Below are 25,114 nucleotides of genomic sequence, written 5' to 3'. Positions count from 1 at the left end.
GAATTAGATAAATTCTAGTATAAATGCAGTGCCTTGTGGGCTGATAGACTGATAGTTAATCTTGGCATCGTTGAGTGCCATAATTTGTCTCGATAGACTTAAGCCAATACCCGAGCCGAGTTTTTTGCTGGTAAAAAACGGAATGAATATTTTCTCGCGTATGTCAAGGGGTACTCCGGTGCCGTTGTCTAATATCTCTATCGTTTTAATTCCGTTTTTGAGTTTACTTCTTACCGATATCTCAGGAGAGTCACAAGTGTAGTTTGCCTCAAAAGCATTTTTGATGATATTGATTAGTACTTGTTCTAGCTGGTCTTGATCTATGAATATTTCAAAGTCCGCATCGTAGTCAAAGCTAAGTTTTATGTTTCCTTCGGCTACTTTTGGGGCAAAAATTCCCTCCACTCTTTTGAGCAAATCTGTGACTTCTATGTGTGTTTTTGAGGGTAAAGGAATAGACGTAAACTCGCGATAAGCATTCACAAATTTCATGATGCCGAGGCCGCGTTTTTGTACGGTTACAAGGGCCTCTTTGAGGTCGTTTACAGATTCTATTTCTGTGGCTGTAGTGGGTTTTATTTCATCATTTACAATGTCTCGCATGGTTTCGGCAAGCGAAACTATCGGCGTTACCGAGTTCATTATTTCATGTCTAAGTACCTTTGTAAGGTTTTGCCACGCTTCTAACTCTTTGATTTGCAGTTCGGAGCGAATGTTGTGTATCGCAAGTAGCCTTATTCTGCGGCCACGCATCTGAATTTCGGTGATAGAAAACGAGAGGTCGTTGTCTTCTAAGGTTAGCAGACGTGACTCCCCGGGTTTTAGCGACTCCAATACTTCAAATATGTGAGGTTGTTCGGCTTTGAGGTCGTTGATGTTTTTTAGTCGATACACCCGCAGAAGTTTGTTGGCGGTTTGGTTGCTTATTTCCACTTCGCCGAGTGTATTGTAAGACACTATGCCTACGTTTATTTGCTGAATAATGGCGTTGATAAAATGGAGCGTTGCTTCGCGTTCGGACCTAACCTGATTAAAACTCGAAATAACGGCGTTGAGGTCAGAGTTGAGGTCTTTAAAACTCTTACCCATTTTGTTGTCGGCCTTAAATGTTATCGCAAAATCTTGGTATTGAATAGACTCAAATAGTCGCTTCATTTTGCGGTTTAGTGAGGTTACATAATGGAAGAGCGTGTAACCCGAAATCAGGAATACTATAAAAATAGAGAAAGAAAATGCGTAATATTTTTGAGTAAAAAAATAGGTGGTTCCTAAGGCCAAAAGTAAAATCAGCGATATTCTTAATAAAATACTTACGCCAAAGTTTTTCATAAGTTAAATTTTTCTATTCTTCTGTAAAGAGCCTGCCTGCTTATTCCCATTTCTTTTGAGGCCTCGGTTATGTTTCCATTAAATTTTTTCAATGTCTTGATAATCAGCTGTTTTTCAAGCTCGTCTATTTGCATAGTTTCTACCGGAAAAACCTCGCTGCCTGCTGGTTTTCGGATATTAAAATCCTCTTCAGATAGTTGTGGTTTTTGGGTGATTATTACGGCACGCTCTATCACGTGTTGTAGCTCACGCACATTGCCTGGCCATGGATAAGCCATAAGTTTTTTCTGTAGCCCGGCACTTAGTCCCTTTATTTTGCGGTTATACTTTTGGTTATATATTTCTAAAAAATGAGTAGCTAATAACAAAATATCCGATCCTCTGTCTCGAAGTGGAGGAAGGTTTATTTCTATCGTATTAATTCTAAAAAGAAGGTCTTGTCTAAATGTTTTTTCGGCCACTCGCTCATAGATTGCCTCGTTAGTGGCACAGATTAGTCGGGCGTCAAATCCTACGGGGGTGTTGGTTCCTACTTTTACTACGGTGCGGTTTTGGAGGGCAAACAAAAGTTTGTTTTGTAGCGTTAGGGGCACATTCCCAATTTCATCTAAAAACAGGGTTCCTTTATCTGCTTCTTGAAAACGCCCTTTTCTTTCTTCTCGGGCGTCGGTAAAGGCTCCTTTAGAATGTCCGAACAGCTCCGACTCAAATAAGGTTTCGCTTACAGCCCCGAGGTCTGCATGAACAAATGGCTTTTGGCTTCTATCTGATATTCTGTGTATTTCTTTGGCTATTAGGTCTTTACCTGTTCCGTTTTCTCCCAAAAGTAAAATATTGGCATCCGTAGCAGCTACTTGATTGATCAATGCTAGTACCTCTTTCATTTGGTCTGATTCGCCAATTATGAGCGACTTCGGCTCTTCTTCGATGGGCTCAGTTTTGGTGTCATTTTTTGAAAAAACCGCACCAAGCGTTTCGAGCAACTTATCGTTTTGCCACGGTTTAAGAATGAAATCTCGGGCTCCGTTTTTAATCGCCCTTACGGCCATTTCTATATCGCCGAATGCCGTAAAAAGGATTACGTTTTGCGTGGGTTTTTGGTCTAAAATGAAATCTAACCAGTAAAATCCTTCGTCGCCGGTGTTTACGTCTCTGCTAAAATTCATGTCTAGCAGTATGAGGTCAAACTCGAAGTTGTTGAGTAAAAATGGAATCTTAGCCGGGTTTTTCTCAATATCTACCTTTTGAAAATGTCTTTTCAAAATCATTTTTGCTGCATTCAGAATATCCACATCGTCGTCTACTATTAGTATATTCTTGCCTTCCATTAAATTCTCGGTAGTTTTTTTAAAAATTAAAGATAGAAAATAGACCGTTTATATTAAAATAGAAATGATACACGGTTGATTATTCGTTTAACTGAGCGATGTTTTTTTACAATAAATCAAAGGTTCCACTTTGGTAAAACGACAATATTTTGTTTTGTAGCACCCATCTATATTTGGTTTGAATCTGGTTCGCAGTGGCTTTTTCTAAGTTGGTTTGAGCCAAGGCAAATTCTAAAGGGTTCACGGTTCCTGCTTCTATCGTTCGCTCAATCATCTGTAAGTTTTCTTGCGAAAGGCTCATTTGAAGTGTCGCGTTTTTATATTTTTTTTCGAGTGTTTTTAGCATCAGACTTGCCGTTTCTATTTCTTGATTAAGTATGTTTTTGCTTGCAGCACGTGTGTTTTCCACTATTTTTTGTTGAACTCTGATTTGCTGCGAGCGTGGCGATGTGGCAAATCTTGAGAATAATGGAATGGACAAATTAAGTGAAACGGAGCCGTTTCGGGTGTCGTTTAGCTGCTTGAAGAAACCGTTCTCCGGATTGGTGGAGGTATAAAATGTGCTGTAGTTTCCATACAGATTTAGTTCCGGTTTGTTTTCGGCTTTGTTTGCTCGCAGTTGTTTTTCAAGGCTTTTTGACTGCAAATCGAAACTTTTAAACTGAGGCAAATAATTTTCAGGTGTAAGTGTGTTTTGCGTGTCGGATGTGTGTAAAATTTCACTATCCGATATTTTTTCAAACTTTATGGCGTTGTCTGGCGTGGTATTCATTAGCTGAAATATCGCCAAGCGGGCCATTTCTAAATTGGTCTCAGCGTCTATCAACGAGCCTTGGTCCGCAGCTACCTGATTTTTAAACTGAATAACTTCTTGTTTTCCAGCTGTGCCCGCTTCCAAAAAACGCTCTTGTCTGCTTAGCTGGTATTTTGAGTTTTCAAGTTGTTTTTCTGCGGCTTGAACAAGCTCTTGCTGTGCTAACACATCTAGGTAGGCTTTTAATAATAACAGCGTCAATTTGTTTTTTTCTGAAGCAATATTTTGCTCTTGGGCTTGTTCCAGTATCTGAGCACTTTCGGTCAAATACTGTCTTTGAAAACCCTTGTAAATGGGCATTGCCACTTGTAAGTTTCCATAGCTCGAGTTATACAGTTGATTAATGTAACTGTTTGAAAATCTGTCAATGGATCGTCCGAAGTTCATGCCCTGTGCAAACTGAAGTTGGGTTTGAGGCAGTTTTTGTGCCTTAGCTGCTAGTGTGTTTGTATGTGCCAGTTCTGCATCCAAAAAACCTCTTTTAAAAGTCGGGTTGTTGCTCACGGCTTTTTCTAAACAGCCTTGTAGCGATAACGTGTTTTGGGCAATAAGTTGTCCCGAAATTAACAATAATATAAAAATGATAATAGCTTTCATGCTTGATAAAAAAGTTTAAACTAACCAGCCGTCTTTCAGGCGTATGATACGATTGCCGTAAGCGGCGTTTTTTTCTGAATGTGTTACTTGCACTATCGTAACCCCATCTTTTTGGTTTAACTCCTGAAAAACCTCCATGATTTGGTCTGCTTGTTCAGAGTGAAGGTTTCCCGTAGGTTCGTCAGCAAAAATAACCTTTGGGTTAGCTATCAAGGCCCGTGCTATGCCTACCAATTGCTGTTGCCCGCCCGATAGTTGGGATGGGAAAAGGTCTTTTTTGGCTACGATCTGAAACCTGTCAAGCAATTCAGCAACTCTACTTTTTCGCTCCGAAGAACCAACTTTTTGGTACAACAGGGGCGTCTCTATGTTTTCGTAAACGGTGAGTTCGTCTATGAGGTGATAGGCCTGAAATACAAAGCCGATGGTGCTTCGGTGGATCTCGGTGCGTTGCTTTTCTGAAAGCGAATTTACATTTTCGCCTAATAAATTATACGTGCCTTCTGAGGGCTCTTCGAGCAGCCCAAGTATGTGAAGAAGTGTGGATTTTCCAGATCCTGAAGGGCCCATGATAGACACAAACTCTCCCTGATCTATTATTAAACCTATGTTTTTTAAAATATGAGTTTTGCCAAAACCCTGTTTGTAATATTTTCCTATGCCTGTTAACTCAATCATATTGTTTCTATGTATTTGGTTACAATAGAAACTAATACTGTGCCAAAAGGTCATTTGTTTGATATACAGATAATTAGCTATTTTTTTGTAAAATATTTTGTCCGAAAATGGACGTTTTTGTACGAAGATGGACAAGCCTCTAGTCCACGAAGTCGAGGTCGCGGTTGTAGGTTTCTTTTAAATTTGATATGGCCCAAAAAGCCATGCCAAATACTATCATTTCAGTCACAAAAAGTGTGTAGGTGTAGTTTTTAAATACCAGTGCGTTGGTTTTTGAAATAAAATAAGAAAACACTAGAACGGAGGTTCTGCCAAACGAAAATAGCAACATAGCAGAACTTGCACGTGTATTGGTGCCAAATTGTTCGAGGGCAAAAATGAAAAACTCAAATAAATAGCCGCCGAAGAAACCAAAGCAGGTAATGAGAAAGTAGAAAAACTCTAAATAAATGAGCTCCTTAGGCTTTAAAACAGAAAGCAAACACAAAAATATAGAGAGGCAAAGAAGAGATATTAAACATATTTGAATTATTACTTTTCGGGATTTAAGAAATGTACTTAAAAGAGGCATGGCTACAAAGCCTAGGATAATGCCACCCGCGAAAAACTTTGCTAAAGTAGCCCTTTCGGTTATTAAATGGTAGTTTTCGGAAAGTTCAAAAACGGTAAAAGTGGAAATAGCCGTAAGAACATAAATAGGAAAAACACACAACAATAGAAATAAAAATTTCTTATTGAATAAGATACTTTTAAGTGAGGTTTCTTTTGTTTTTTCCTTCTTGATTTTTAAGAAAAGATCTGACTCAAATGTTGAGAATCTCAAGAGCATGATTAATAAGCCCCCTAATCCAACACCGATATATAAGTCTCTCCAAGAGACAACTTTTACAAGAAAACTAAGAGCTATTACCGCCATAAATCCTACTGCCCCTATTAAAGCCACTACTAAACTTCGTTTTTTAGGGCTATAAATTTCACTTACCAATACTATTCCTATTCCCAGCTCCGGAGCTAAGCCAAAGCCAATAATAAACTTCAACACCAAAAATTGGTAATAATTATCAACAATTCCGGATAGAAATGTAGCGAACGAGTATATAAAAACAGAAAGGAATAGGATAAAAAGGCGGCCTTTTTTATCAACAAAAGTACTAAAAACTATAGCTCCAATGAATATTCCAAGATGTTGGAAAAACAAAATTGTTACACTTGTATCAATGAAAAATTTAGGTAAAAAGTGAAACTCTTGGATAGGGGCGTCAGTAACCACATATGGAATGTTTCCAACAAACGTATTGGACATATAAGCCAAAACAGATGTTAAAAGTGTCAGGTGGTAAATTTTACTTTTTGAACTCATTATCTCTAAATTAACCTTTTAAAATTTACTTTTGATAATTCTTTAGAATTATTTTTAATTAAAAGTCACATTAAAGACGCGAGGTTTATTTTCAAATTTCCTCAAGACTTATTGAAGGGAATCAATTTACTCATTTATCTTTACCAGAAATTTTGATACATATGCTTCTCAGCGAAATACTTTATACCATTCCTTTACGTACCGTATCTGGTAAAACAGATATTAACATTGAACAAATTGAGTTTGACTCTAGGCAGGTAAAAGCCAATTCGCTATTTGTGGCCATTCCCGGAACACAGGTAGACGGGCATTTGTTTATCGAAAAGGCCATATCATTGGGTGCAATCGCAGTTTTGTGTGAAAGATTACCTGAAATTATTGAGCCTAACATTACATATTTACAAGTAGAAAATGCGGCCATGTCAATGGGGCTTTGTGCAGCAAATTTCTATCAGCACCCATCTAAAAAACTGGGCTTAATAGGCGTTACCGGTACTAACGGAAAAACCTCAATCGCTACTTTATTATTTAATTTGTTTAGAAAACTGGGCTACAAATGCGGGATGCTTTCTACCGTTCAAAACCAGATAGAAGACGAAGTTATTCCTTCTACGCATACTACGCCAGATTCTGTAAAAATTAATGAACTGCTCGCTCTTATGCACCAAAAAGGATGCGTGTATGTATTTATGGAGGTTAGCTCGCACTCGGTGGAGTTGCACAGAATTACAGGCCTACATTTTGCTGGAGGAATATTTACAAATATTACACAAGACCACCTCGATTTTCACGGAACGTTTGAAAATTATATAAAAGCCAAAAAAGGTTTTTTTGATAAACTCCCTAAAAGTGCCTTTGCACTTACCAATGCCGACGACAAAAACGGCAAAGTTATGCTGCAAAATACCGCGGCTACCAAATATTCGTATTCATTAAAAAATAGCGGAAATTTTAAGGGTAAAGTAATGGATTGTGGGCTTTTTGGCCTTCAAATGGACGTAAACGGACAAGAAGTTTGGTTTAAACTTATTGGGAAATTTAACGCATATAACCTTTTGGCGGTTTATGGTGCGGCTATATTATTAGGAGAAAACTCGGAAAATGTGCTTACGGTTCTTTCGGAACTTACGCCTCCTCCTGGCAGGTTTGAGCAAGTAGCGGCACCTGACCAACGGGTGGGAATAGTGGATTACGCTCACACACCTGACGCCTTAGAAAACGTGTTGGAAACGATAGAAGACCTCAAAGAAGGTCACCAAAAAGTGATAACAGTGGTGGGCTGCGGTGGCAACCGAGACAAAGGCAAGCGGCCACTAATGGCTAAGATTGCATGCCAACACTCTGATGTGGTTATTTTAACCTCTGATAACCCACGTAACGAGGAGCCCGAAGATATTTTGGCCGATATGCAAGCGGGAGTTTCTATTACTCAAAGAAGAAAAGTGCAGCAGATAGAAGACCGCCGTGCTGCGATTATAAAAGCCTGCGAAATAGCAAACCCCGAAGATATTATTTTGATTGCCGGAAAAGGCCACGAAACCTACCAAGACATAAAAGGTGTAAAGTCGCACTTTGACGATAGAGAAGAACTACTTAAAGCATTTTTGGCGTAAATAGAGTCAGGTTTTATAGATTAAAAAATAGGCCGAGTTGAAAATCCAACTCGGCCTATTTCGTTTTATTTAAGCAGGAAATAGCTTTTCTAAGAGTGCTTTCCTGTAGGTAAAAATTCCGTTTACTTTGGCGTCTACAAATAGTTTGCTCGCTATCCATCCAAAGATCCATTTGCCTACGTCATAGTGCAATATGTCTGTCATTAAAACTCCACCCTCTACCACTTTAAAGTGGTGCTCGTGGTGCCAAATGTTGTATGGCCCGAGGCGTTGTTCATCCACAAAAAACTCATTTTCTTTGACATGGGTAATTTCGGTAACCCAGTCGAGTGGGATATTGAGCATCGGCGAAACTTTATAGCTGATCATAAGGCCTTCATACATTTTTTCAGGTATTTCGTTTAATATCTGAAAGGTCATTTCAGGCGGCGTAATCTCATTTAGGTTTTTTGGTGATGAGAAAAAATCCCATGCTTTTTCTATGCTTATCGGTAAAAACTGCTCTACTTTTATTCTTTTCATTTTGTGATTTTCTTTATAAGAAGTTAAACTTCAGATATAGAACATCGCCAGTGGCCAAATGTTTTTGTACGGGTTACTTTTAAAACGAAACAGTGTTTTTACCAAAAAAGAAAAGACCTGAATCACATCACCCCCAAAATGCTTTCTAAGCCAACACCTCGTGAGCCTTTTACTAAAAAATAGGTGTTAGAAAACTTGGAGTCCATCAACCAGTTATGAATTGAAAATTTATCTGTGAAATAGTAAGCTTTTGGCAAGTGAGCCAAGGCGTGTTTCATGTGTTCGCCGTAAAGCACCACTACATCAAAATTCTGCTCAGAAACTAATTTGCCGAGGGCAGCGTGCTCTTCTTCCGTAACTTCTCCAAGCTCATACATATCACCCAAAATCACGGCTTTTTGCTTGTCGGTTTTTAGCTTACCAAAATTCGTCACTGAAGCCGCCATAGAAGATGGATTGGCATTATAGGCATCCATTAAGAATGAATTGCTGCCTTTTTCTATTACTTGAGAGCGGTTGTTGTCTGGGTTGTAGTCAGCCAAAGCTTGTGCAGCCTCATTATGCGGCACTCCAAAATATCGGCCAACCGCAAAAGCCGTTTGCATATTTTGGAAATTGTATCCTCCGCTTATGTGCGTCGTGTAAATGTCTTCATTGTCAGGGGTTTGAAAAGTGACCACGGGGCTTTCTTCAAGCATTTTTAGTGCAAATTCGTCTTTCCCAAAATAGACCACAAGAGCCATTTCTTTCTCTTTTACAAGGCTACAAATAGCCGGGTCGGTTTCGTTTACAAAAGCTATTTTACTGTGTTTTTTTAAGAAATCAAATAACTCTCCTTTTCCTTTTCTAACACCTTCTACCCCGCCAAACCCTTCCAGGTGGGCTTTGCCAAGGTTGGTTATAAAACCATGCGTAGGCTCACAAATGTCAGAAAGCATCGCAATCTCTTTCTGATGATTTGCCCCCATTTCTATTATTGCTATTTCTGTATCTTCGGCCATTTCTAAGAGTGTAAGCGGCACTCCGATGTGGTTATTTAGGTTTCCTTTGGTAGCGTGTACTTTATATTTTTGACCAAGAACTCGCATGAGGAGTTCTTTATTCGTGGTTTTTCCGTTTGAGCCCGTTAAGCCTATTACGGGTATGTCAAAGGTTTTTCTGTGGTGGTTTGCCAGGGTTTGGAGCGTAGCTAACACATTGTCTACCAATATGCACTGCGGGTTTTGGGCGTGCTCTATTTCGTCTACTACGGCATAGGCGGCACCTTGTGCCAGAGCCTGCTCGGCAAAATTGTTAGCATTAAATTTATCGCCCTTTAGTGCAAAAAACACCTGTCCTTTGCCTATTTTGCGAGTGTCAGTAGTTATTCCTGTGCTATTTCTAAATATCTCGTATAATCCCTCTATTTGCATATTGCTTATTATTGTGGCACCAAAGTTCTATGTTTTTACTTAATTTCGTTATAGTTATTCCAAAAAAAATATGAGTGCCCCATATCACGCTTTTGTGCAAGTAGAAAACACCATTCTTAAAATAGAGACCGACGATGTATCTGTTAAGACCATTTCGTTTGTGAAAAATATAGAAGAAAATTCGCCTGAAACACCGCCCATACTGAAAGATGCGGTCATTCAGTTAGAAAAATATTTAATGGGTAAGCTCCAGGAATTCGAGCTGATTTTAAACCCCGACGGCACAGATTTTCAGAAAAAAGTGTGGAACACGCTGCTCACCATTCCATACGGAGCTACATGTTCGTATGCAGACATGGCAAATTCGCTAGGAGACCCAAAGGTGATACGAGCGGCGGCGTCAGCCAATGGCAAAAACCCGATAGCGATAGTGATTCCGTGTCACAGAGTAATAGGTACAAATGGCAGCTTAACCGGTTATGCAGGTGGATTAAATAATAAAAGATTACTTCTCGACTTAGAAAATAAAGTGGCCAACGGCGTAATGACTTTGTTTTAAACCCGGTTTGTGCATTAGGACTTCGTTATGAGAGCTTAAATTGCAATAAATCAGACACTTAAATTTAATTAGCATAGCACCGCTATGGTAATTAAATTTAAGGGGGTTTACGTACTGATTTGCAGCTATTTAAGGTCGTAATAGATTTTCTAATGCACAAATCGGGTTATAACAAAAAAAACCTCCCGATTTTGAGATCGAGAGGTTTCATATTCGTGTTCTCTAATTTACAATTCTCTGATTCTGATATTTTTAAAAGCAACTTCGTTTCCATGGTCTTGAAGGCCTATTTTTCCATTCGGATATTTACCAAAGCCTTCCCATGTTTTAAATTTACTATCTGCCACCATAGATTCCCACTGTGGGCCCGTGGTAGGATATTTAACGGCTAATTTGCCATTTTGCCAAACCGTTACCTCGTTATTTTGCTTCTTGATTTTTACTTTGTTCCACTCACCATAGGGTTTAGCTACATTGGCCGACGGAATCATGTCATAAAGTGAACCTGCTCTTCGGTTTCCATTTTTTCCTTGTTTGGCGTCAGGGTGGTTTTGATCGTCAAGTACCTGTATTTCAGGACTTGTCAGATAGGGCGTTCCGTATTTTGGGTCTTCAAATACGCCGTAAAAAATCCCAGAGTTACCACCTTCTTCTATTTTCCATTCTAACTCTAGCTCAAAGTTTTCGTACGCCTTGTCCGAAACCAAATCATTTACTTTATAATCACTTTTGCCATTTGGGTCAAAAACAAACGCTCCGTCTACTATTTTCCATTTGGAGTTAACTTGTTCGCCAGCGTGGTTATATATATGCCAGTTTGTAAAAGTTTTGCCATCTGTGAGTTTTTGCCATTTTGATTTTTGAGCAAAAACCGCCGTTGACATTAAAAGTAGCAGGCAGCTTACTGTAAGGTTTTTCATTTTTAGATAAATTAAGGTTTCTATTTTTTTCAAATTTACACTTAATTGTTTCATTGCCAAATACAATTACGGGCTAAGTGCCAAAAGGTGTTTTTTTGGAGATAAATAGCCGAGAGATTTCCATTTCCTAAGCAAAATTTAATCTTATTTTTAAGCAAAAACTCTTAAATTACGTCATTATTAGCATAGATTTTAGAAAACTAGAATGGAGCCAATCAGCAGAGAGGGATTCTTTAAGAGTATTTTTACAAAAACCGAGTCAGAAAGACAACATTTAGCTACGGGAATAGCTGAGAACACAAAACCACTCAGCCGACTTGAAGTTATACATCTTTTGAGACGCAGTAGTTTTTCTGTGGATCAAACGCTCATTGACAAATTTGAAGGCAAGTCGCCCGCTAGTTTGGTAGACTATATGCTCGAATCTCCCTTTAAAAACACCTCTCCAACACCGCCATTTTTTGCAAGTTTTACGGTTAAAAACCCCGGAAACCTAAGTGAAAAAGCCAAACAAGATCAGGCTGACACCCTGGGTAAACTTAGGGGAGACTATAACCTTGACCTTGGGGCTTGGTGGGTAGGCGTTATGCAACAAGACAAACAAAGTATTTTAGAGAAAATGGTGCTCTTTTGGCATGGATTTTTGACTACCTCCTTTCACAATTGTAACGGCTTTCCGGCTATATCGGTCTATCTTCAAAATGACCTTTACCGTAAAAACCATTTAGGGAATTTTAAAACATTATTAGAAAAAACTACGCTCGACGGGGCCATGCTTTTGTATCTAAACGGAAACGAAAACGTGAGTGAGTCGCCAAACGAAAACTATGCCCGTGAGCTGATGGAGCTGTTTTCGCTTGGGATAGGAAATTATACCGAACAAGACATAAAAGAAGCAGCGAAGATTCTGACAGGGTGGGAGGTAAGCATGTATGCAGACGAAAGTCAACCCTATAAAGCCAAGTTTAATATCAATAAATTTGATAAAAACGCTAAGCTTTTTATGGGCGAAGTTTTTGCAGTAGATTATGAAATCAACGAAGAAAACGTAAAGAAAAATTCTGTAAACAAGCTTATACAAACCATTTTTAATAAAAAAGGAGCTGTAGCTTCTAAGTTTTTGGCAGATAAGCTATATCGATATTTTGTATATGCGAGTCCTGATAAGGGAGACCAAAAAGTAATAGCCGACCTTGCGGATGTGTTGGTGAAAAACAACTTTGAGCTTAAACCGGCTGTGCGTACCTTATTGCTAAGTCAACACTTTTTTGATGACCTCAATGTGGGGGTTCAGATAAAGTCACCTGCCGAAACCATAATCGGTATTACGAGTCATTTTCCTTATGTAGACATGTATACCCGTAATATTATGAGTACTCTTGGCCTAGAGCCCTTTGGGCCGCCAAACGTGTCAGGGTGGAAAGGTCACCGCACTTGGATTTCGACCAAAACACTGCCTCAAACTATTTTTTATTTGAGAGAAATTCTTTCCGGCACCAAAGACGAACAGTTTGGGGCATGGGCTGCTAAATTTAAAGATTATGGCGATGTGCATACTTTGACATCAAAAATTACCGAACTGTTTTTGGCAAGGCCGCTAAATGCCGACCGAAAAGCGAAGTTTGAGAATGTGTTGCTTGGCGGAGCTCCCGACTATGAATGGTACGAAATCTCAAAAAACAACAACCTGATGGGGCAGCGAATTCGCGTACTGTTCAATGCCATTATAAAGGCACCTGACTTTTATCTTTTTTAAAAAAAATATGAAGAGGAGAAATTTTATTCAGCAGTCGGCCATGGGCTTAGGGGTGGTCACCAACCTTAAGCTAGACAAAATGCACGTGAGTGGCTTCCAGCCGGCTCAAGGATATGCTGAAAATGACAATATTGTGGTGATAATTCAGCTCATGGGTGGAAACGACGGCATGAACACCATTACGCCTTATGAGTGGGAATCGTATTATACACTGTATAGACCCACGCTTAATATTCCACAGAAATCGGTTTTTCCTATCAGCAAAGAGCTCGGGATGGCCATGCACCCCAATCTTAAATTGGGAGTTAAAAACGGAATGTTGGGTTTGTTTAACGAAGGAAAACTATCGATTATACATGGGGTTGGCTACGAAAATCCAAATTATTCGCATTTTAGATCAACTGACATTTGGCTGAGTGGCGTGGTGCCCGGCAATGACACACAGACCCTAAACACAGGATGGTTAGGGCGGTATTTTGATAAATACCGAAACTTTGATAAACCCGAGAGCCCGTATTGTATTCAGATAGGTCAAAATCCTTCGCTTATGTTTATGGGCGAAACCACCGAAAAGTCTATTGTCTTAGAAAATGCCGAGGAGCTGTTTGACCAAGCCAAAAATGTAGAAAGCGACCGAATTAATGTAGGCGGCTCTACATATTACCAAGACGAGTTTGCTTATATAAACGAAGTTGGGATTCAAGTAAACGAGTATTCTAAAGTTATAAAAACGGCCTTTGATAAAGGTAAAAACATAGAAAATTACTCCAATAAAAGTCTTTCTAATCAGCTGAAATTGGTGGCTAGGCTTATAAATGGAGGCCTAAAGTCGAAAGTGTATTATGTGGAGGTTTTGGGTTATGACACGCACGCCAACCAAGGTACTATCGACGGAGTACATGGAAGGCTATTGGCAGAACTCAGCGAAGCCGTAAGTTCGTTTCAGTCTGATATAGAGGCACTTGGTCATGCAGACAAAGTTGTGGGCATAACTGCCTCAGAGTTTGGTAGAAGGCCGTATGAAAACGGCAGCCAAGGTACCGATCACGGTACATCGAGTGTAATGTTTGCTTTTGGGAAAAAAGTAAAAGGCGAGATTTTTGGCGGGCACTTTGCCTTTTTGCCTTTCAGAGATCATCAAAATCTAAGGTTCTCTACAGACTTTCGGAGTATATACTACGAACTCATGGTGAACTGGTTTGAGCAGACGCCCGAGTTTGCACAAAAAGTGCTGGGGTCTAAGTTCGCATATGTGGAACAACGGGGCTTTTTAAAAACCACAGTTCCTGATGTTACCCTGCCGCCACCGCCTGTTATTCCGCCTACTAATGCAGATATAAACGCTCCAAATAACCCTGAGAATCCAAAAAACATTACGGAGCAAGACGTATTTGTGGTTTATCCCAATCCGGTTGATAACTCAGCGGGTTTTATGAATATGACGCTCTATTTTCCGGGAGATGTGACCATTTCTCAGAGCTTTGTAGGTGGGCAGTCTTTTGGGGTTATTCATAAAAAATCATACAGAGCCGGTTTGCACAATGTGTTTTTAGAGTTTAAAGGCGGCCCGGGTCTGTATTTGCTTACTATAAAAGTAAACAACCGCTATCACTTTTTGAAAGTCTTAAAAGTAAATTAATATACTCAAAATAACATAGTTGACTATTTTTCGTTAGCAGAAATAGGAACAAAAAATTAAACTATGAAACACACCATTTTATGTATTTTAGGGGGAATTCTTTTTTTTGCGTTTGACTCTAACGATACCGCGAATCTGCATTTAGAAATCACCAACATTAAAAGTAGCAAAGGAGCCATGATGGTGGCAATCTATGACAGTAAAGCCAATTTTCCTCAAGGAAAAATCACAATAAAAAACCGTATTGCAGATGTAAAAGTTGGTAAAATGTTTGTGGATATTCCCAACATCCCCAAAGGGAAATACGCCGTAGCTATTTTTCATGATGTAAACGACAACAGGAAAATCGACAAGAATTTTATTGGGTATCCAACCGAGCCTTTTGGTTTTTCAAAGAACTTTAAACCTAGGGTTTCTGCCCCAAAGTTTGAAGACTGTAGCATCGATATTGTGGAAGCCAAAACCAAGTGTCACATTAGCCTTTTGGACTAAAAAAAAATCTATAGAAATGTTTTAATTTGGGAAACTGATTTTTCCCATTGTTACGCTAGGTACGCCACCTCGTTTGCCAAAATCGGTATGTCCACCCACGATGGCTTCATTTGCCAAAGTCGCAAATAAAACAGCCTCTTTGGCATCTCCGTTTATGCCTATATCGTCAGTTTTTAAGAATGTAGTTTTGGGAAATAGTGCCTTTAACTTGTTCACAATGGCCGGGTTATGCATGCCGCCGCCACTCATAAATACCTCGTTTGGATGGTCGCCACTCGGCAACTGTTTTATGGCATCGGCTATGGTTTCGGCTGTAAAAAGACTCAAAGTTGCCAATATGTTTTCTGTAGTTTCAGACTGGGTATTGCTAGTTTTTTGAGCGTTAGCGAGATAAGCCAAATTAAACACTTCCGGTCCTGTAGTTTTGGGTAGCTCTTTCGTGAAAAACGGATGGTCTTTTAACGCTTCTAATAAGCTTTTGTTCACGGTTCCTGCACTTGCTTTAGCTCCGTCTTCATCATACGGCAGGCCGTATTCTCTTTGCATTAGGGCGTCCATTATGGTATTTCCGGTGCCTGTGTCTGTGGCAAAAACTTTCTCAGAATCGAGGTCTCCACTCAAAAAAGTGAAGTTAGAGATGCCCCCCATGTTAAGTAAAATCCGGTTTTTGTTTTTCTCCGAAAATATCAAATAGTCGCCATATACCGCCAATGGAGCACCTTCTCCGCCTGCAGCACAGTGTTTTTGTCTAAAATCAGAAAGGGTTATAATACCAGTTTTAACTGCGATATGGTCGCCGTCGCCAATCTGAAGAGTAGCGTTGGGGAAGTTGGCTTTTGCATGCTGAATTTTTGGGGCATGAAAAACCGTTTGGCCATGGCTCGCTATTAGGTCTATTTCGGTATTTGGGATATTTCTTTTTTGAAGAAAAGCATTAATCATTTCGGCGTGGAGGTTGCCAATCCAAGGATTTAGTAAACACAATTGCTCAAATTCAATCTCTTTTTTAGCGAATATTTTACGGATTTCATTTTTAACTTCTTCCGAAAAAGGAATAGTTTCAAACTCGTCTACGGTTACTTTGGTTTGTAGGCCGCTGCCTTGGTAGGTACATAAGGCTATGTCAAGTCCATCAAGCGAAGTTCCGGCCATAAGGCCAATGATTTTGCGTGAAGGTTTTTGAGCGATTTCGTAAAGGCGTTGAATATTTGAGTTCATGAAGTTTGATTTTCTGAACCCAAATATCCATCTTCCTTGTCAATAATATATCGCTTCGTGTTGATATTTTTTATGATTCGAGGTCTTTAGCCCAATCAAAACGCTGGTCTGGAGAAAATTTCCATGGAGCCATGCTGGTTTCTAGGTTTTGGAACATCATATTCCACGACTGTGGTGCCTGACTTTCCTCCATCACCCTAAATCTTCTTAGTTGTAAAATTATATCCAATGGGCTAATCATAATAGGGCACTCTTGTACGCAGGCGTTGCAGGTTGTGCATGCCAATAGCTCCTCGTCTGTGATATAGTCGCCAAGTAGTGTTTTTTCGTCTTTGAAGTCGGCTCCATTTTTCTTCCAACCGGCTTGAATGTCCTCAAGTCTATCACGTGTGTCCATCATGATTTTTCTTGGAGAAAGGGCTTTGCCTGTTTGGTTGGCTGGGCAAGAAGACGTGCACCTTCCACACTCTGTGCAGCTGTAGGCGTCCATCAGATTTTTCCATGAAAGGTCTTCTACGTCTTTGGCACCAAACCTGCCTATTTCGGCTGGGGTTTCAGGGGCTTGTTCTAAGCCTAACATGATTTTTACTTCTGTGCTAACTGCTGGCATGTTTTTCATGTGGCCTTTTGGCTCTAAGTCGCCAAAATAGGTGTTAGGAAACGCCAATGCAATGTGGAGGTGCTTAGAATACGTTACATATAATGCAAAGCCCATTATACCTAAAATGTGGAACCACCAAGCGGCACGTTCTGCAAATACAAGTGTAGCGTCAGAGAAAGGCTGCATAAATGGTTCTATAAATTGGCTTATTACAAAGCTCCCTGTGATGGCTTCGCCAAAGTGGCCTACACCTCTGCTTTGCAAAACTGCGTCAGCGGCATCCATTTTTAAGAAAGCTGACATCAGCATTATTTCAAAAACCAAAATTAAGTTTCCGTCAAGGCTTGGCCAGTTTCCCATTTCGCGGTGTTTGCTTCCCTGTAGTCTTTCTACCTTGGTAACATTTCGTCTTATTAAAAACACCACACAGGCTACAATTACCCCAAAGGCTAATATTTCAAAAGTGTTTATTAAAAAAGGATAAAGAGATCCTAAAGGTTTAAGGAAAATACGGTGCGTACCTAACACGCCATCTAATATTATTTCGAGAACTTCGAGGTTAATGATGATAAAACCCACATACACGATTAAGTGCATAAAGGCTACACTGGGTCTTGTAAACATCTTTTTTTGACCCAAAGCCACAAAAATCATGTTTTTTAATCGTTTGGCAGGTCTGTCGGTGCGATCATCGGCTCTACCTAGCTGAATTGTTTTTTTTATTAAAACCACTCTTTTAGCTATAAGATAAACTGCTGTGGCTAATGCAGCTACAAATAATACTTGACTGAGCACTTGCATATTGTAAGGTTTTTTAGATTTTAATTAGTATGCATGCATACCATTGCAAATATCGAAAAAATCAGATTAAAAACAAGGTACAAATAAATTTTTAATATTTTTTTTCAAGGAAATTTGTAATTAAAAATCTTTTGTCTAATTTTGCACACCCAAACGAGGGAATGGTGGTGTAATCACAATGGTGATGTAGCTCAGTTGGTAGAGCAAAGGATTGAAAATCCTTGTGTCGGCGGTTCGATCCCGTCCATCACCACCTTCAAAAAGCCGATTCGAAAGAGTCGGCTTTTTTGTGTTTATTGGGTTCGGTTTGTGGTGCCAAAGCATAAAAAAAATCCAGCATCGAGACCGACACTGGATTTTGGCTTCTATCTAAATTATACCTCTTGATTTATTTCTTTTTATTCTCCTGAGTATTTAAACTTATCTAGCTTCCTTCTCGGAATCATCAAGACTAGATTGTTTCTTAGTGTTACTCGGTTGTTTACTACTTTTTTTATAAAATTATCGCTTACCAATATTCCTCTTCGGACTCTCGTAAACTGAAAAGGCGAAAGTCGCTCTTCAAGGGTCTTGAGTGTGGTGGCTACTAATATTTTATTTCCTGTGCACAAATGAATCAACGAGTAGTTTTCTTTTGCCTCAAGGTATTGTATTTCATTTACAGGAACTGAGGTTCTCCCTCCTACATGTATTGAATTGTTCATATTAAATAAATAGTAAAACCCTGCAACTGAATGCAGATTGTTTTTGAATTGAAAACCTTAGTAACATGTTTTTATTTCTGCTTTAAAAACACTGCCATTCTCAGCTTTAAAACCAGGAAGCAAACTTATTGAGTTTCCTGCTTCGTATGCCACATTGGGTTGGCTGGCGTAGCTGAGGTCTCCAATGTTTTTGGCCGACTCTATAGTCTGTACAACTTTAACAAACTGTGTGCCAGACTTAATATCGCTCGCTATCACATTTGTGTTTGGGGCTATTTTAACTTCCACAGCCACAGTGCCTCCAGTTGAGCAAGTTGCCGTGTAAACTGTGTTTTTGGTAGGCGATACTGTAACCGATGTGGTACTTCCCGAAGTGCCACCAGACCAAGTTATGCTGCCTGTGCATCCGCTTGCGGTAAGTACCACACTTCCGCTTGGACAAACCACAGCTTTGGCAGGGCTGATAGCCGTAAGGCCACACTGTCCGGGAGCTCTTGTGGCTGTTAAGGCTGGGTTCGCTGATGCTCTAACACTACTTGGGTTGTTTGCCAAGGTGTTATTTAGGTATTCTTTCAATGCAGGGCGTTCATCTTCTGAGCACGGGTCTATCAAATATGCTTTTTGGTCTGTTCTCCAGTGTCCAGTTCTCCAACCCCAAAGCGTGATTCCGATTACAGATGGGTGGTTCCAGTAAAGTCCAAAAATACGCTCATATTCAGATTTTTGAAATGCATCGCTTATGGCTTTGTCTGAAGTCACCGTGTAGGTGTCATCGGTATCTCCGTCTATATCCAATTCAGTTATCATCAATGGGATATTGGTTTCGGCAATTTGGTCTATTTTGCTCTTTAAAAACAAAGTATGATCTGCAAACGATTGTTCGGCATTGTATTTTCTGGTTGAAAAAGAGTGAGCTTGTAATCCGACTACATCAATTAGATTGTCAGCCTTAAGCAAATTTATGATTTCAACATATTTGTCTGTAATGTTTAAATAGTTGGTTTCGGCATTAAATTCATTAAGTACAAGTTTGGTTTCACATGGAAAATACTGACGGGCCAGTTTAAAGGCGTTTACGACCCAATCCCATTCGCTAGGAGTTGTGCCTAGTTCTACATTGAGAGACTTGAGGGCATTTACGTAGCCACCGCTACCGCTGTCATTGGTGTTGTCTGAGTATACGCCATTTGAGCCCATAGAGGGAGGGTCGTTTATGATTTCGTTGGCTACTTCTATGTATTCTAGCTTTGCTCTAGCGTTGGTGCTTCCATCATAGTGGTTTGCCACAGCCTGAAACCATGCTTTTAATTTCGTTACTTTTTGTGCGTCTGTCATAGGCTTTAGCCAGGCAGGTTGCTGGTTTCCCCACACCAATACGTGAAATCTAAAAGGGAAGTTATTTACTTTGGCGTATTCTCTGGCGGCGTCTACTTCAGTAAAATTATAAACACCTTCGGTGCCTTCTATACTCGCCCATTTTCCTGAGTTTTCGGGTGTAACTTGATTAAAGTATTTGTTCAGGTTTGGACTTTGAGCCGAAGAATATATCATTCCTAAGAATTTGTTTTTGCCAGTTGCTATTGGGGTTTGCCCTGCCGGAATTTGGTATTTAATGGCACAGGCATCTGCTTCTACTACGGTGATGTTATCAACATAAAATGTGCCCGCACTTTTACCCATATCAAGCACTATTCGTGTGCTGGCATCGTTGGCTTTAAAGGTCCAGGTCATGGCAGTCCAGTTTGTAGTGATGGTAAAGTCGGGGCCATACTGAGCTCCTGCTGTGGCATTTGTAGAGTATCTAAGAATTTCTCCACCCGCCATTGACTTAACGTAAATAGTAGCGATGTAATTTTTGTCTACCACTGTTGCCATTGGGTCACTCACTAACTGAACTTCCCAAGGGTTTCCTACTGCGGGGTTTATTACTTTTACGGCTCTAGTTCCCTCGTTTACCTCTGCAAGTGTGGTGGTGGCGGTTATGTTGGCAGCTCCGTTCCATTTGCCCCAGTTAGTAAAATCATTAGTAGTGCCCAGCTCGAAACTTCCGTTTACTATCAAGTTGGCCACCGCCGGCACTATGCTGATATCGTCAATGAAATATACACCTGCATCTTTACCAAGATCTAATAAGAAATTAGTTGCAGTGGTGTTAGCCGTTATGGTCCAACTAAATTTTTTCCATTCGGTGGTTACATCAAAGTTTGCCGAATATTGTGGGCTTGGATCCGTTGAGAATCGAATTTGACCGCCAGCGGCAGCTGCCTTTGCCCAAACCGAAAATGTATATTGATTCCCTACGGTGGTCGCAATAGCGTCATTTTTTATTTGAACAGACCAGGGTTGACCCGCATTAGCTTGCGTGCCTGTTACTTCTGCACGTAGAGCCCTTGTGCCCGCATGGGTTTCTGTAGTAGTGCTTGTTAAAAAAGCCGCCCCGTTGGTTTTTTGCCAGTTATAAAAATTATCTCCAGCCCCAAGTTCAAAGTCGCCATTTGCTACTATAATTGCATCAGAAGATGTTAGTTTTAAATCGTCTACAAAATAGGTGTTTGCAGCACCTCCCAGGTCTATTGCTATACGGGTGGTAGCCTCTACTGGCACAAAGTTTAAGGTGACTTTTTGCCATTCTGTGCCTATGTCTGTAGTGGCTGAGTAGCCGTAAGCTCCATAGTTTGCTAAAGGTGAAATGGTAGAAATACGCACTTTACCCGTGCCGCTGGCTACTTTGATATAAATACTATATGAAAAATTTTTGCCAATTGGTGTGTTTAAATAAGCACTTCCAAGCTGTACTTTCCAAGGGTTTCCTGGGTCAGCAACTGCAGATATCACTTTTAGTGCCCTTAGGCCTACTTTTACTTCTCCGGCTACCGTAGTTTCAAAAAAAGAACCAGCTCCGTTTAGCTCAGTCCAGTTTGTAAACGTGTTTCCGGTGCCATCTTCAAAACTAAAGTTAGGGGCATAGTTGGTTAAGTTTACGGTTGGTGCTGGTGCTGGTGAGCCCAACATTTCCATGTCGTCTAGGTAATATACCACGTTGCTTTGACCAAGGTCGAGGGCTATCTGGGTATTTGCTACATTGGCCGTGAAAGTCCAACTCAACTGTGTCCAAACGCCGTCAGGTACGCTTAGGTCAGCACTATATAAGGCACTCGGTTGGCTTGAAAATCTAATGGTACCGCCTGCTGTAGCGGCTTTTACCCAAATTTTAAAAGTGTATGAAGTGCCAATAGTAGTGGGAATGGCATCGCTCAAAAGTTGCACTTGATATTGCTGGCCAGCAAAGCCCGGCCCGGCAGACTTTAAGGCCCTCCTTCCTGCGTGTACTTCAGCTGGAGTGGTGGTGGCTGTTAAGTAACTTGCTCCGTTTTGTTTGGTCCAGTTTGTGAAAATATCTCCGCTGCCGTTTTCAAAACTTGCGTTTGGCACTAAGTTTACGGGCGAAAGTGCCAGTTCGGCATCGTCTATAAAGTAAACTACGTTGCTTTGTCCAAGGTCAAGGGCTATTTGCGTACTGGCTACATTGGCCGTAAAAGTCCAGCTCAACTGTGTCCAAACACCGTCTGGTACGCTCATATCTGTACTATACATGGCACTTGGCTGAGTAGAAAACCGTACGTTTCCACCGGCAGTTGCTGCTTTTATCCAGATTTTTAAGGTATAGCTAGAGCCAATAGTGGTGGCTGCAGCATCTCCTACGAGTTGCACCTGGTACTGCTGACCAGCATAGCCTGGCCCGGCAGACTTTAGAGCACGGGTTCCCCCGTGTATTTCGGTAGGAGCAGTGGTGGCTGTTAAGTAAGTTGCTCCATTTGTTTTGGCCCAATTGGTGAAATTATCGCCAGAGCCGAGCTCAAAGCCGGGATTCGAAAGTAGGTTTTGAGCTAAGGATATATTTCCCCAAAACAGACATAGAAAAGTGGCGAGAAAGGTAATTTTTATAGGTAAGGTTTTAAACATATTGTAAAGGTTTTTGATACGAAAGTTTTACACTTGTCAACAAACCTAACACCCATGCTCGGAAATATTATTAGGGTTTACCCTATTGAAATGATATAATTAGTTCTTTAAATAATGACAAACTGGGGTTTTTGTTTCATAAAAATTGGGCTTAGATTGATTTTATAAACGCAGAATAGATGAACCCGAATTTTTATTTTAACTTTTTGATCATAAATTAATTATTTTTTTATTGTTAAAGAAAAAACGACTTCTCAAGTTCTATTTTTTAGAAAAAAATATAAACGTTTTTAGCTATTTAGCGGCGGATGGTTTTTAATCCAAGTTTTCAAAAGAAATAATTACTGTAGTGCCGGTGTCTTGGTCAGAAATATATTCAATATGGCCTTTGTAAAGGTTTACTCTGTTTTCCACATTTTTGAGGCCGATGCCGTTTGAGTTCAGCATTTTTTCCATGCCCACACCGTCGTCTTGAACCCGAATAGATATTCCATTTTCATTATTAAAAATATCCACTTCTATCTGAGTAGCGTTTGCGTGTTTTTGGGCATTTCCTAATAGTTCTTGTACAATTCTGAAAATATTGAGTGTTTGGTTTTCAGACAAAGCTTTTGGTGTGCCGTAGGAGTGAAACACTATGTTTTTCTTAACGTTTATCAGGTTTATATAGTCTGTGAGTGTTCGCTCAAGGCCGTCTTGAACCAGGTGGTTTGGGTACAAATGGTGTGAAATATTACGAATGGAATTATACAATTCGTCTAATATTTTGAGTAGGTTTTCTTTGTTTGGCGAGTCTTCCGTAAAAAACACATTGGTTTTCAGTGCAGCCAAAGAGTTACCTACGCTGTCGTGGAGTTCGTGGCTTAAGCGGCTTCGCTCTTGTTCTTGTCCATGAAGCAAGAGTTCGGTTTTTTGGCTGTCGCTCCTTAGTTTTTGCCATTTTATTCGAACTATAAAAAGTAGTAATAGAACAAAGACCACCATCACAAATATGATCAAAAGTTTGATGTAATTTTGGTTTTCGAGGTCTATTACCTGATTGGTCATGAGAAGTTTTTCGTTCTCGTATTTTTGGTCAGTTATCAAAAAAGTAGAGATAAGCTCCGCCATTTGGTAGTTGTTAATAGCATCTTTTTCAATTTCTTCTTGGGTTTTATAATAGCTAAGCCACGTTAGGTTCGCTTCTTTTAGTTGGTTTAAATTTCCTAAAACCAAAGCGGTTTCTTGATATTTCCATCTTTTAAGTATCAGATCGGCGTTTATTTTTTCTTCACTTATTAAATTGTTTAAGTCCTTCAAGGCTTCTTTGTTTTGGCCATTGAAACGTTTTATTTGAGCTTTAAACATTTGGCAAACCAACAGAAAAGCGGTGTCTGAAATTGATCTGCTTATTTGCTCAGACTTATCGAAATTTACATTTGCCTCCGTATAGTTTTTTTTGTTTATATTAAATTTTCCCTTTTGAAAGTAATATGCTTTGAGCTGATTTTCGTCTACGCCTATGCCATCGGCTACTATTTTGTCGCACTTTTTTAGGTGGTCATCTATTTGATTATTTTGGGTTTCTAGTGTTTCTGATAGTCTAATAAAAGTTTGGTATACTGTCAGTTGCATCTTTGGGTCTTTTGCTTTTTGGGCAAACGCTAGAGCTTCGTTTGTTAGTGTTTGTGCATACTCTAAGGCTTGTTTTCCGTCTCCAAATTCGGTGAAAAGGTTTGCTAAAAACAGCTTCTGCCAGTTTTTTTGTAGGTCATTTTTTCCTTCAAAAAGCTTAATGGCTTTCATGCTCATTTCCACTACTTTTAGTCTGTTTGAGCGGTCGCCATTGTATTTATTTGCCAAAAACTTATATACAAAAGCTTGGCCAAGGGGGTCATTGAAACGTGAAAAACTATCGAGTTTGATCTCCAATTGAGCTTCAGAAATGTTTTGAAGGCTCCAATAGTCAAATACTGGTTTTTGTGAAAAAACCCATTGCGTGCATAGTAATATCAAAAGGGTTAGCCTAGTCTTCATAGCGGTAATTTAGCTCTTTGGTTTTTTGAACAAGTTGCAAGAGATTTTTTACGTCAAGTTTGGTGTAGATGCTGTTTCTGTAAAACTCTATGGTTTTTATGCTCAGCTTCATTTCGTCCGCTATTTTTTTGTTGGTGTTGTCTTTGAGCACCAAGTTCAAGATTTTTTTTTCGCGAGGGTTGAGTAGTTCTATGCCTTCGGGCTTTTGATTTTTGGCGTTAGAAATAATGGACTTTACCTCTTCTTCAAAATATTTTTTACCCAAAAGCACCTCGTCTATTCCTGTTAGTATACTGGCTTGGCTGGCGTTTTTCAGAATATAGCCGTCAGCCCCTGCTTTTCGCATTTGGTTTATGATGTTGTACTCGTGGTGCATAGACACGGCTATCACTTTGGTTTCGGGTAGCTGAGTTTTTAGTTTTTTGCATACTTCAAAACTCAAGACGCCGTTGAGATTTACATCAAGTAAAATTACATCTACCTCGAGCGACTTAATCTTGCTGTCAAGCGTATCGGTGTTTTGGATAATCTCAGAAACCTTATACTCGGGCTTTGACTCAATGAGAAGTTTGAGGCCTTGTGCAAAAAGTAAATGATCGTCAATGATAAGGATAGCGTGTATTTTCTGCATACAGTTAACGGCTATTTTTTTACAGAAGCTTTTGATAAGCTATCTTGTTTTAAAATAGACCAGAAAGTTAAGGTTGAGGTTTATTGGCTAGTAAAGCTAAATTAAACCAAATGAAAATACAAACCCACTGTGGTTTTGGTGTTTTTAAATATAGTGTAAAA

General features: G+C 39.8%; 19 protein-coding genes and 1 tRNA gene. 6 read left to right on the top strand and 14 right to left on the bottom strand.

Features of this window, described 5'->3' with window-relative positions; genetic code table 11:
- Window positions 1-3: 3 nt before the first annotated feature.
- From ACFOOI_RS14330 to ACFOOI_RS14310, 5 genes are all read right to left on the bottom strand, one after another.
- The gene (locus ACFOOI_RS14330) at window positions 4-1,329 is read right to left on the bottom strand and encodes a sensor histidine kinase (RefSeq protein WP_379838688.1); all 1,326 of its coding nucleotides are present in this window, start codon (window positions 1,327-1,329) and stop codon (window positions 4-6) included.
- Complete coding sequence (locus ACFOOI_RS14325; RefSeq protein ID WP_379838686.1) at window positions 1,326-2,657, bottom strand: sigma-54-dependent transcriptional regulator; 1,332 nt, start codon at window positions 2,655-2,657, stop codon at window positions 1,326-1,328. The genes ACFOOI_RS14330 and ACFOOI_RS14325 overlap by 4 nt, the downstream gene beginning before the upstream one ends.
- A gap of 106 nt (window positions 2,658-2,763) precedes the next feature.
- A complete protein-coding gene (locus ACFOOI_RS14320) occupies window positions 2,764-4,068 on the bottom strand; it encodes a TolC family protein (RefSeq protein ID WP_379838684.1) in 1,305 nt (434 codons plus the stop codon).
- A 15-nt stretch (window positions 4,069-4,083) separates the two neighbouring features.
- On the bottom strand, window positions 4,084-4,746 hold the full coding sequence (locus ACFOOI_RS14315) for an ABC transporter ATP-binding protein (protein WP_379838683.1): 663 nt from the start codon (window positions 4,744-4,746) through the stop codon (window positions 4,084-4,086).
- Between the two features lie 139 nt (window positions 4,747-4,885).
- Window positions 4,886-6,106, bottom strand: a complete 1,221-nt coding sequence (locus ACFOOI_RS14310; RefSeq protein WP_379838682.1) for an MFS transporter — start codon at window positions 6,104-6,106, stop codon at window positions 4,886-4,888.
- 161 nt (window positions 6,107-6,267) lie between these two features.
- Between ACFOOI_RS14310 and ACFOOI_RS14305 the strand changes: the two genes are divergently transcribed.
- The gene (locus tag ACFOOI_RS14305) at window positions 6,268-7,719 is read left to right on the top strand and encodes a UDP-N-acetylmuramoyl-L-alanyl-D-glutamate--2,6-diaminopimelate ligase (protein ID WP_379838680.1); all 1,452 of its coding nucleotides are present in this window, start codon (window positions 6,268-6,270) and stop codon (window positions 7,717-7,719) included.
- A 69-nt stretch (window positions 7,720-7,788) separates the two neighbouring features.
- On the opposite strand, the gene ACFOOI_RS14300 is transcribed toward ACFOOI_RS14305, so the two are convergent.
- Together ACFOOI_RS14300 and ACFOOI_RS14295 are read right to left on the bottom strand one after the other, a co-directional pair.
- Complete coding sequence (locus ACFOOI_RS14300; RefSeq protein WP_379838679.1) at window positions 7,789-8,241, bottom strand: SRPBCC family protein; 453 nt, start codon at window positions 8,239-8,241, stop codon at window positions 7,789-7,791.
- 122 nt (window positions 8,242-8,363) lie between these two features.
- Window positions 8,364-9,653 (bottom strand): UDP-N-acetylmuramoyl-tripeptide--D-alanyl-D-alanine ligase, encoded by a 1,290-nt coding sequence (locus ACFOOI_RS14295; RefSeq protein ID WP_379838678.1) that lies wholly within the window; start codon window positions 9,651-9,653, stop codon window positions 8,364-8,366.
- Between the two features lie 70 nt (window positions 9,654-9,723).
- Here ACFOOI_RS14295 and ACFOOI_RS14290 point away from each other — a divergent pair, with 70 nt between their 5' ends.
- Complete coding sequence (locus ACFOOI_RS14290; protein WP_379838677.1) at window positions 9,724-10,212, top strand: methylated-DNA--[protein]-cysteine S-methyltransferase; 489 nt, start codon at window positions 9,724-9,726, stop codon at window positions 10,210-10,212.
- A gap of 227 nt (window positions 10,213-10,439) precedes the next feature.
- On the opposite strand, the gene ACFOOI_RS14285 is transcribed toward ACFOOI_RS14290, so the two are convergent.
- Window positions 10,440-11,132 (bottom strand): 3-keto-disaccharide hydrolase, encoded by a 693-nt coding sequence (locus tag ACFOOI_RS14285; protein ID WP_379838676.1) that lies wholly within the window; start codon window positions 11,130-11,132, stop codon window positions 10,440-10,442.
- A gap of 205 nt (window positions 11,133-11,337) precedes the next feature.
- On the opposite strand from ACFOOI_RS14285, the gene ACFOOI_RS14280 reads away from it, so the two are divergent.
- The 3 genes from ACFOOI_RS14280 (at window position 11,338) to ACFOOI_RS14270 (ending at window position 15,019) form a co-directional block, all read left to right on the top strand.
- On the top strand, window positions 11,338-12,888 hold the full coding sequence (locus ACFOOI_RS14280; protein ID WP_379838675.1) for a DUF1800 domain-containing protein: 1,551 nt from the start codon (window positions 11,338-11,340) through the stop codon (window positions 12,886-12,888).
- Window positions 12,889-12,895: 7 nt separating this feature from the next.
- The gene (locus tag ACFOOI_RS14275) at window positions 12,896-14,527 is read left to right on the top strand and encodes a DUF1501 domain-containing protein (protein WP_379838674.1); all 1,632 of its coding nucleotides are present in this window, start codon (window positions 12,896-12,898) and stop codon (window positions 14,525-14,527) included.
- 63 nt (window positions 14,528-14,590) lie between these two features.
- Window positions 14,591-15,019 carry a DUF2141 domain-containing protein gene (locus ACFOOI_RS14270; protein ID WP_379838673.1) on the top strand — a complete coding sequence of 143 codons (429 nt, stop codon included), beginning with the start codon at window positions 14,591-14,593 and terminating at the stop codon, window positions 15,017-15,019.
- Between the two features lie 21 nt (window positions 15,020-15,040).
- Here ACFOOI_RS14270 and ACFOOI_RS14265 read toward each other — a convergent pair whose 3' ends face one another.
- Window positions 15,041-16,237 carry an anhydro-N-acetylmuramic acid kinase gene (locus tag ACFOOI_RS14265; protein WP_379838672.1) on the bottom strand — a complete coding sequence of 399 codons (1,197 nt, stop codon included), beginning with the start codon at window positions 16,235-16,237 and terminating at the stop codon, window positions 15,041-15,043.
- 70 nt (window positions 16,238-16,307) lie between these two features.
- Entirely contained in the window at window positions 16,308-17,639 is a 1,332-nt protein-coding gene (locus ACFOOI_RS14260) for a 4Fe-4S dicluster domain-containing protein (RefSeq protein ID WP_379838671.1), read from the bottom strand.
- Between the two features lie 180 nt (window positions 17,640-17,819).
- Between ACFOOI_RS14260 and ACFOOI_RS14255 the strand changes: the two genes are divergently transcribed.
- Window positions 17,820-17,892: transfer RNA gene (locus tag ACFOOI_RS14255), tRNA-Phe, on the top strand.
- A 145-nt stretch (window positions 17,893-18,037) separates the two neighbouring features.
- Here ACFOOI_RS14255 and ACFOOI_RS14250 read toward each other — a convergent pair.
- The 4 genes from ACFOOI_RS14250 to ACFOOI_RS14235 form a co-directional block, all read right to left on the bottom strand.
- Window positions 18,038-18,343, bottom strand: a complete 306-nt coding sequence (locus ACFOOI_RS14250; protein ID WP_379838670.1) for a LytR/AlgR family response regulator transcription factor — start codon at window positions 18,341-18,343, stop codon at window positions 18,038-18,040.
- A 57-nt stretch (window positions 18,344-18,400) separates the two neighbouring features.
- Window positions 18,401-22,306, bottom strand: a complete 3,906-nt coding sequence (locus ACFOOI_RS14245) for an endo-1,4-beta-xylanase (RefSeq protein ID WP_379838669.1) — start codon at window positions 22,304-22,306, stop codon at window positions 18,401-18,403.
- A gap of 315 nt (window positions 22,307-22,621) precedes the next feature.
- Window positions 22,622-24,322, bottom strand: coding sequence for a sensor histidine kinase (locus ACFOOI_RS14240; RefSeq protein WP_379838668.1), 1,701 nt, complete (start codon window positions 24,320-24,322; stop codon window positions 22,622-22,624).
- Complete coding sequence (locus ACFOOI_RS14235) at window positions 24,312-24,953, bottom strand: response regulator (RefSeq protein WP_379838666.1); 642 nt, start codon at window positions 24,951-24,953, stop codon at window positions 24,312-24,314. Before ACFOOI_RS14235 ends, ACFOOI_RS14240 begins: the two co-directional genes overlap by 11 nt.
- Between the last annotated feature and the right edge of the window lie 161 nt (window positions 24,954-25,114).

The organism is Lacihabitans lacunae, from assembly GCF_042649125.1.
GTDB lineage: Bacteria > Bacteroidota > Bacteroidia > Cytophagales > Spirosomataceae > Leadbetterella > Leadbetterella lacunae.
The sequence above is the reverse complement of the archived record's forward strand: the minus strand, read 5'-3'. Positions and strand labels throughout refer to the sequence as shown.

Bases quoted from the DNA above. Each gene is read 5' to 3' on its own strand.
- ACFOOI_RS14250 (WP_379838670.1), bottom strand. From the start codon at position 18,343: ATGAACAATTCAATACATGTAGGAGGGAGAACCTCAGTTCCTGTAAAT.
- ACFOOI_RS14315 (WP_379838683.1), bottom strand. From the start codon at position 4,746: ATGATTGAGTTAACAGGCATAGGAAAATATTACAAACAGGGTTTTGGC.
- ACFOOI_RS14270 (WP_379838673.1), top strand. From the start codon at position 14,591: ATGAAACACACCATTTTATGTATTTTAGGGGGAATTCTTTTTTTTGCG.
- ACFOOI_RS14300 (WP_379838679.1), bottom strand. From the start codon at position 8,241: ATGAAAAGAATAAAAGTAGAGCAGTTTTTACCGATAAGCATAGAAAAA.
- ACFOOI_RS14285 (WP_379838676.1), bottom strand. From the start codon at position 11,132: ATGAAAAACCTTACAGTAAGCTGCCTGCTACTTTTAATGTCAACGGCG.
- ACFOOI_RS14240 (WP_379838668.1), bottom strand. From the start codon at position 24,322: ATGAAGACTAGGCTAACCCTTTTGATATTACTATGCACGCAATGGGTT.
- ACFOOI_RS14265 (WP_379838672.1), bottom strand. From the start codon at position 16,237: ATGAACTCAAATATTCAACGCCTTTACGAAATCGCTCAAAAACCTTCA.
- ACFOOI_RS14330 (WP_379838688.1), bottom strand. From the start codon at position 1,329: ATGAAAAACTTTGGCGTAAGTATTTTATTAAGAATATCGCTGATTTTA.
- ACFOOI_RS14280 (WP_379838675.1), top strand. From the start codon at position 11,338: ATGGAGCCAATCAGCAGAGAGGGATTCTTTAAGAGTATTTTTACAAAA.
- ACFOOI_RS14290 (WP_379838677.1), top strand. From the start codon at position 9,724: ATGAGTGCCCCATATCACGCTTTTGTGCAAGTAGAAAACACCATTCTT.
- ACFOOI_RS14235 (WP_379838666.1), bottom strand. From the start codon at position 24,953: ATGCAGAAAATACACGCTATCCTTATCATTGACGATCATTTACTTTTT.
- ACFOOI_RS14295 (WP_379838678.1), bottom strand. From the start codon at position 9,653: ATGCAAATAGAGGGATTATACGAGATATTTAGAAATAGCACAGGAATA.
- ACFOOI_RS14275 (WP_379838674.1), top strand. From the start codon at position 12,896: ATGAAGAGGAGAAATTTTATTCAGCAGTCGGCCATGGGCTTAGGGGTG.
- ACFOOI_RS14320 (WP_379838684.1), bottom strand. From the start codon at position 4,068: ATGAAAGCTATTATCATTTTTATATTATTGTTAATTTCGGGACAACTT.
- ACFOOI_RS14325 (WP_379838686.1), bottom strand. From the start codon at position 2,657: ATGGAAGGCAAGAATATACTAATAGTAGACGACGATGTGGATATTCTG.
- ACFOOI_RS14305 (WP_379838680.1), top strand. From the start codon at position 6,268: ATGCTTCTCAGCGAAATACTTTATACCATTCCTTTACGTACCGTATCT.
- ACFOOI_RS14245 (WP_379838669.1), bottom strand. From the start codon at position 22,306: ATGTTTAAAACCTTACCTATAAAAATTACCTTTCTCGCCACTTTTCTA.
- ACFOOI_RS14310 (WP_379838682.1), bottom strand. From the start codon at position 6,106: ATGAGTTCAAAAAGTAAAATTTACCACCTGACACTTTTAACATCTGTT.
- ACFOOI_RS14260 (WP_379838671.1), bottom strand. From the start codon at position 17,639: ATGCAAGTGCTCAGTCAAGTATTATTTGTAGCTGCATTAGCCACAGCA.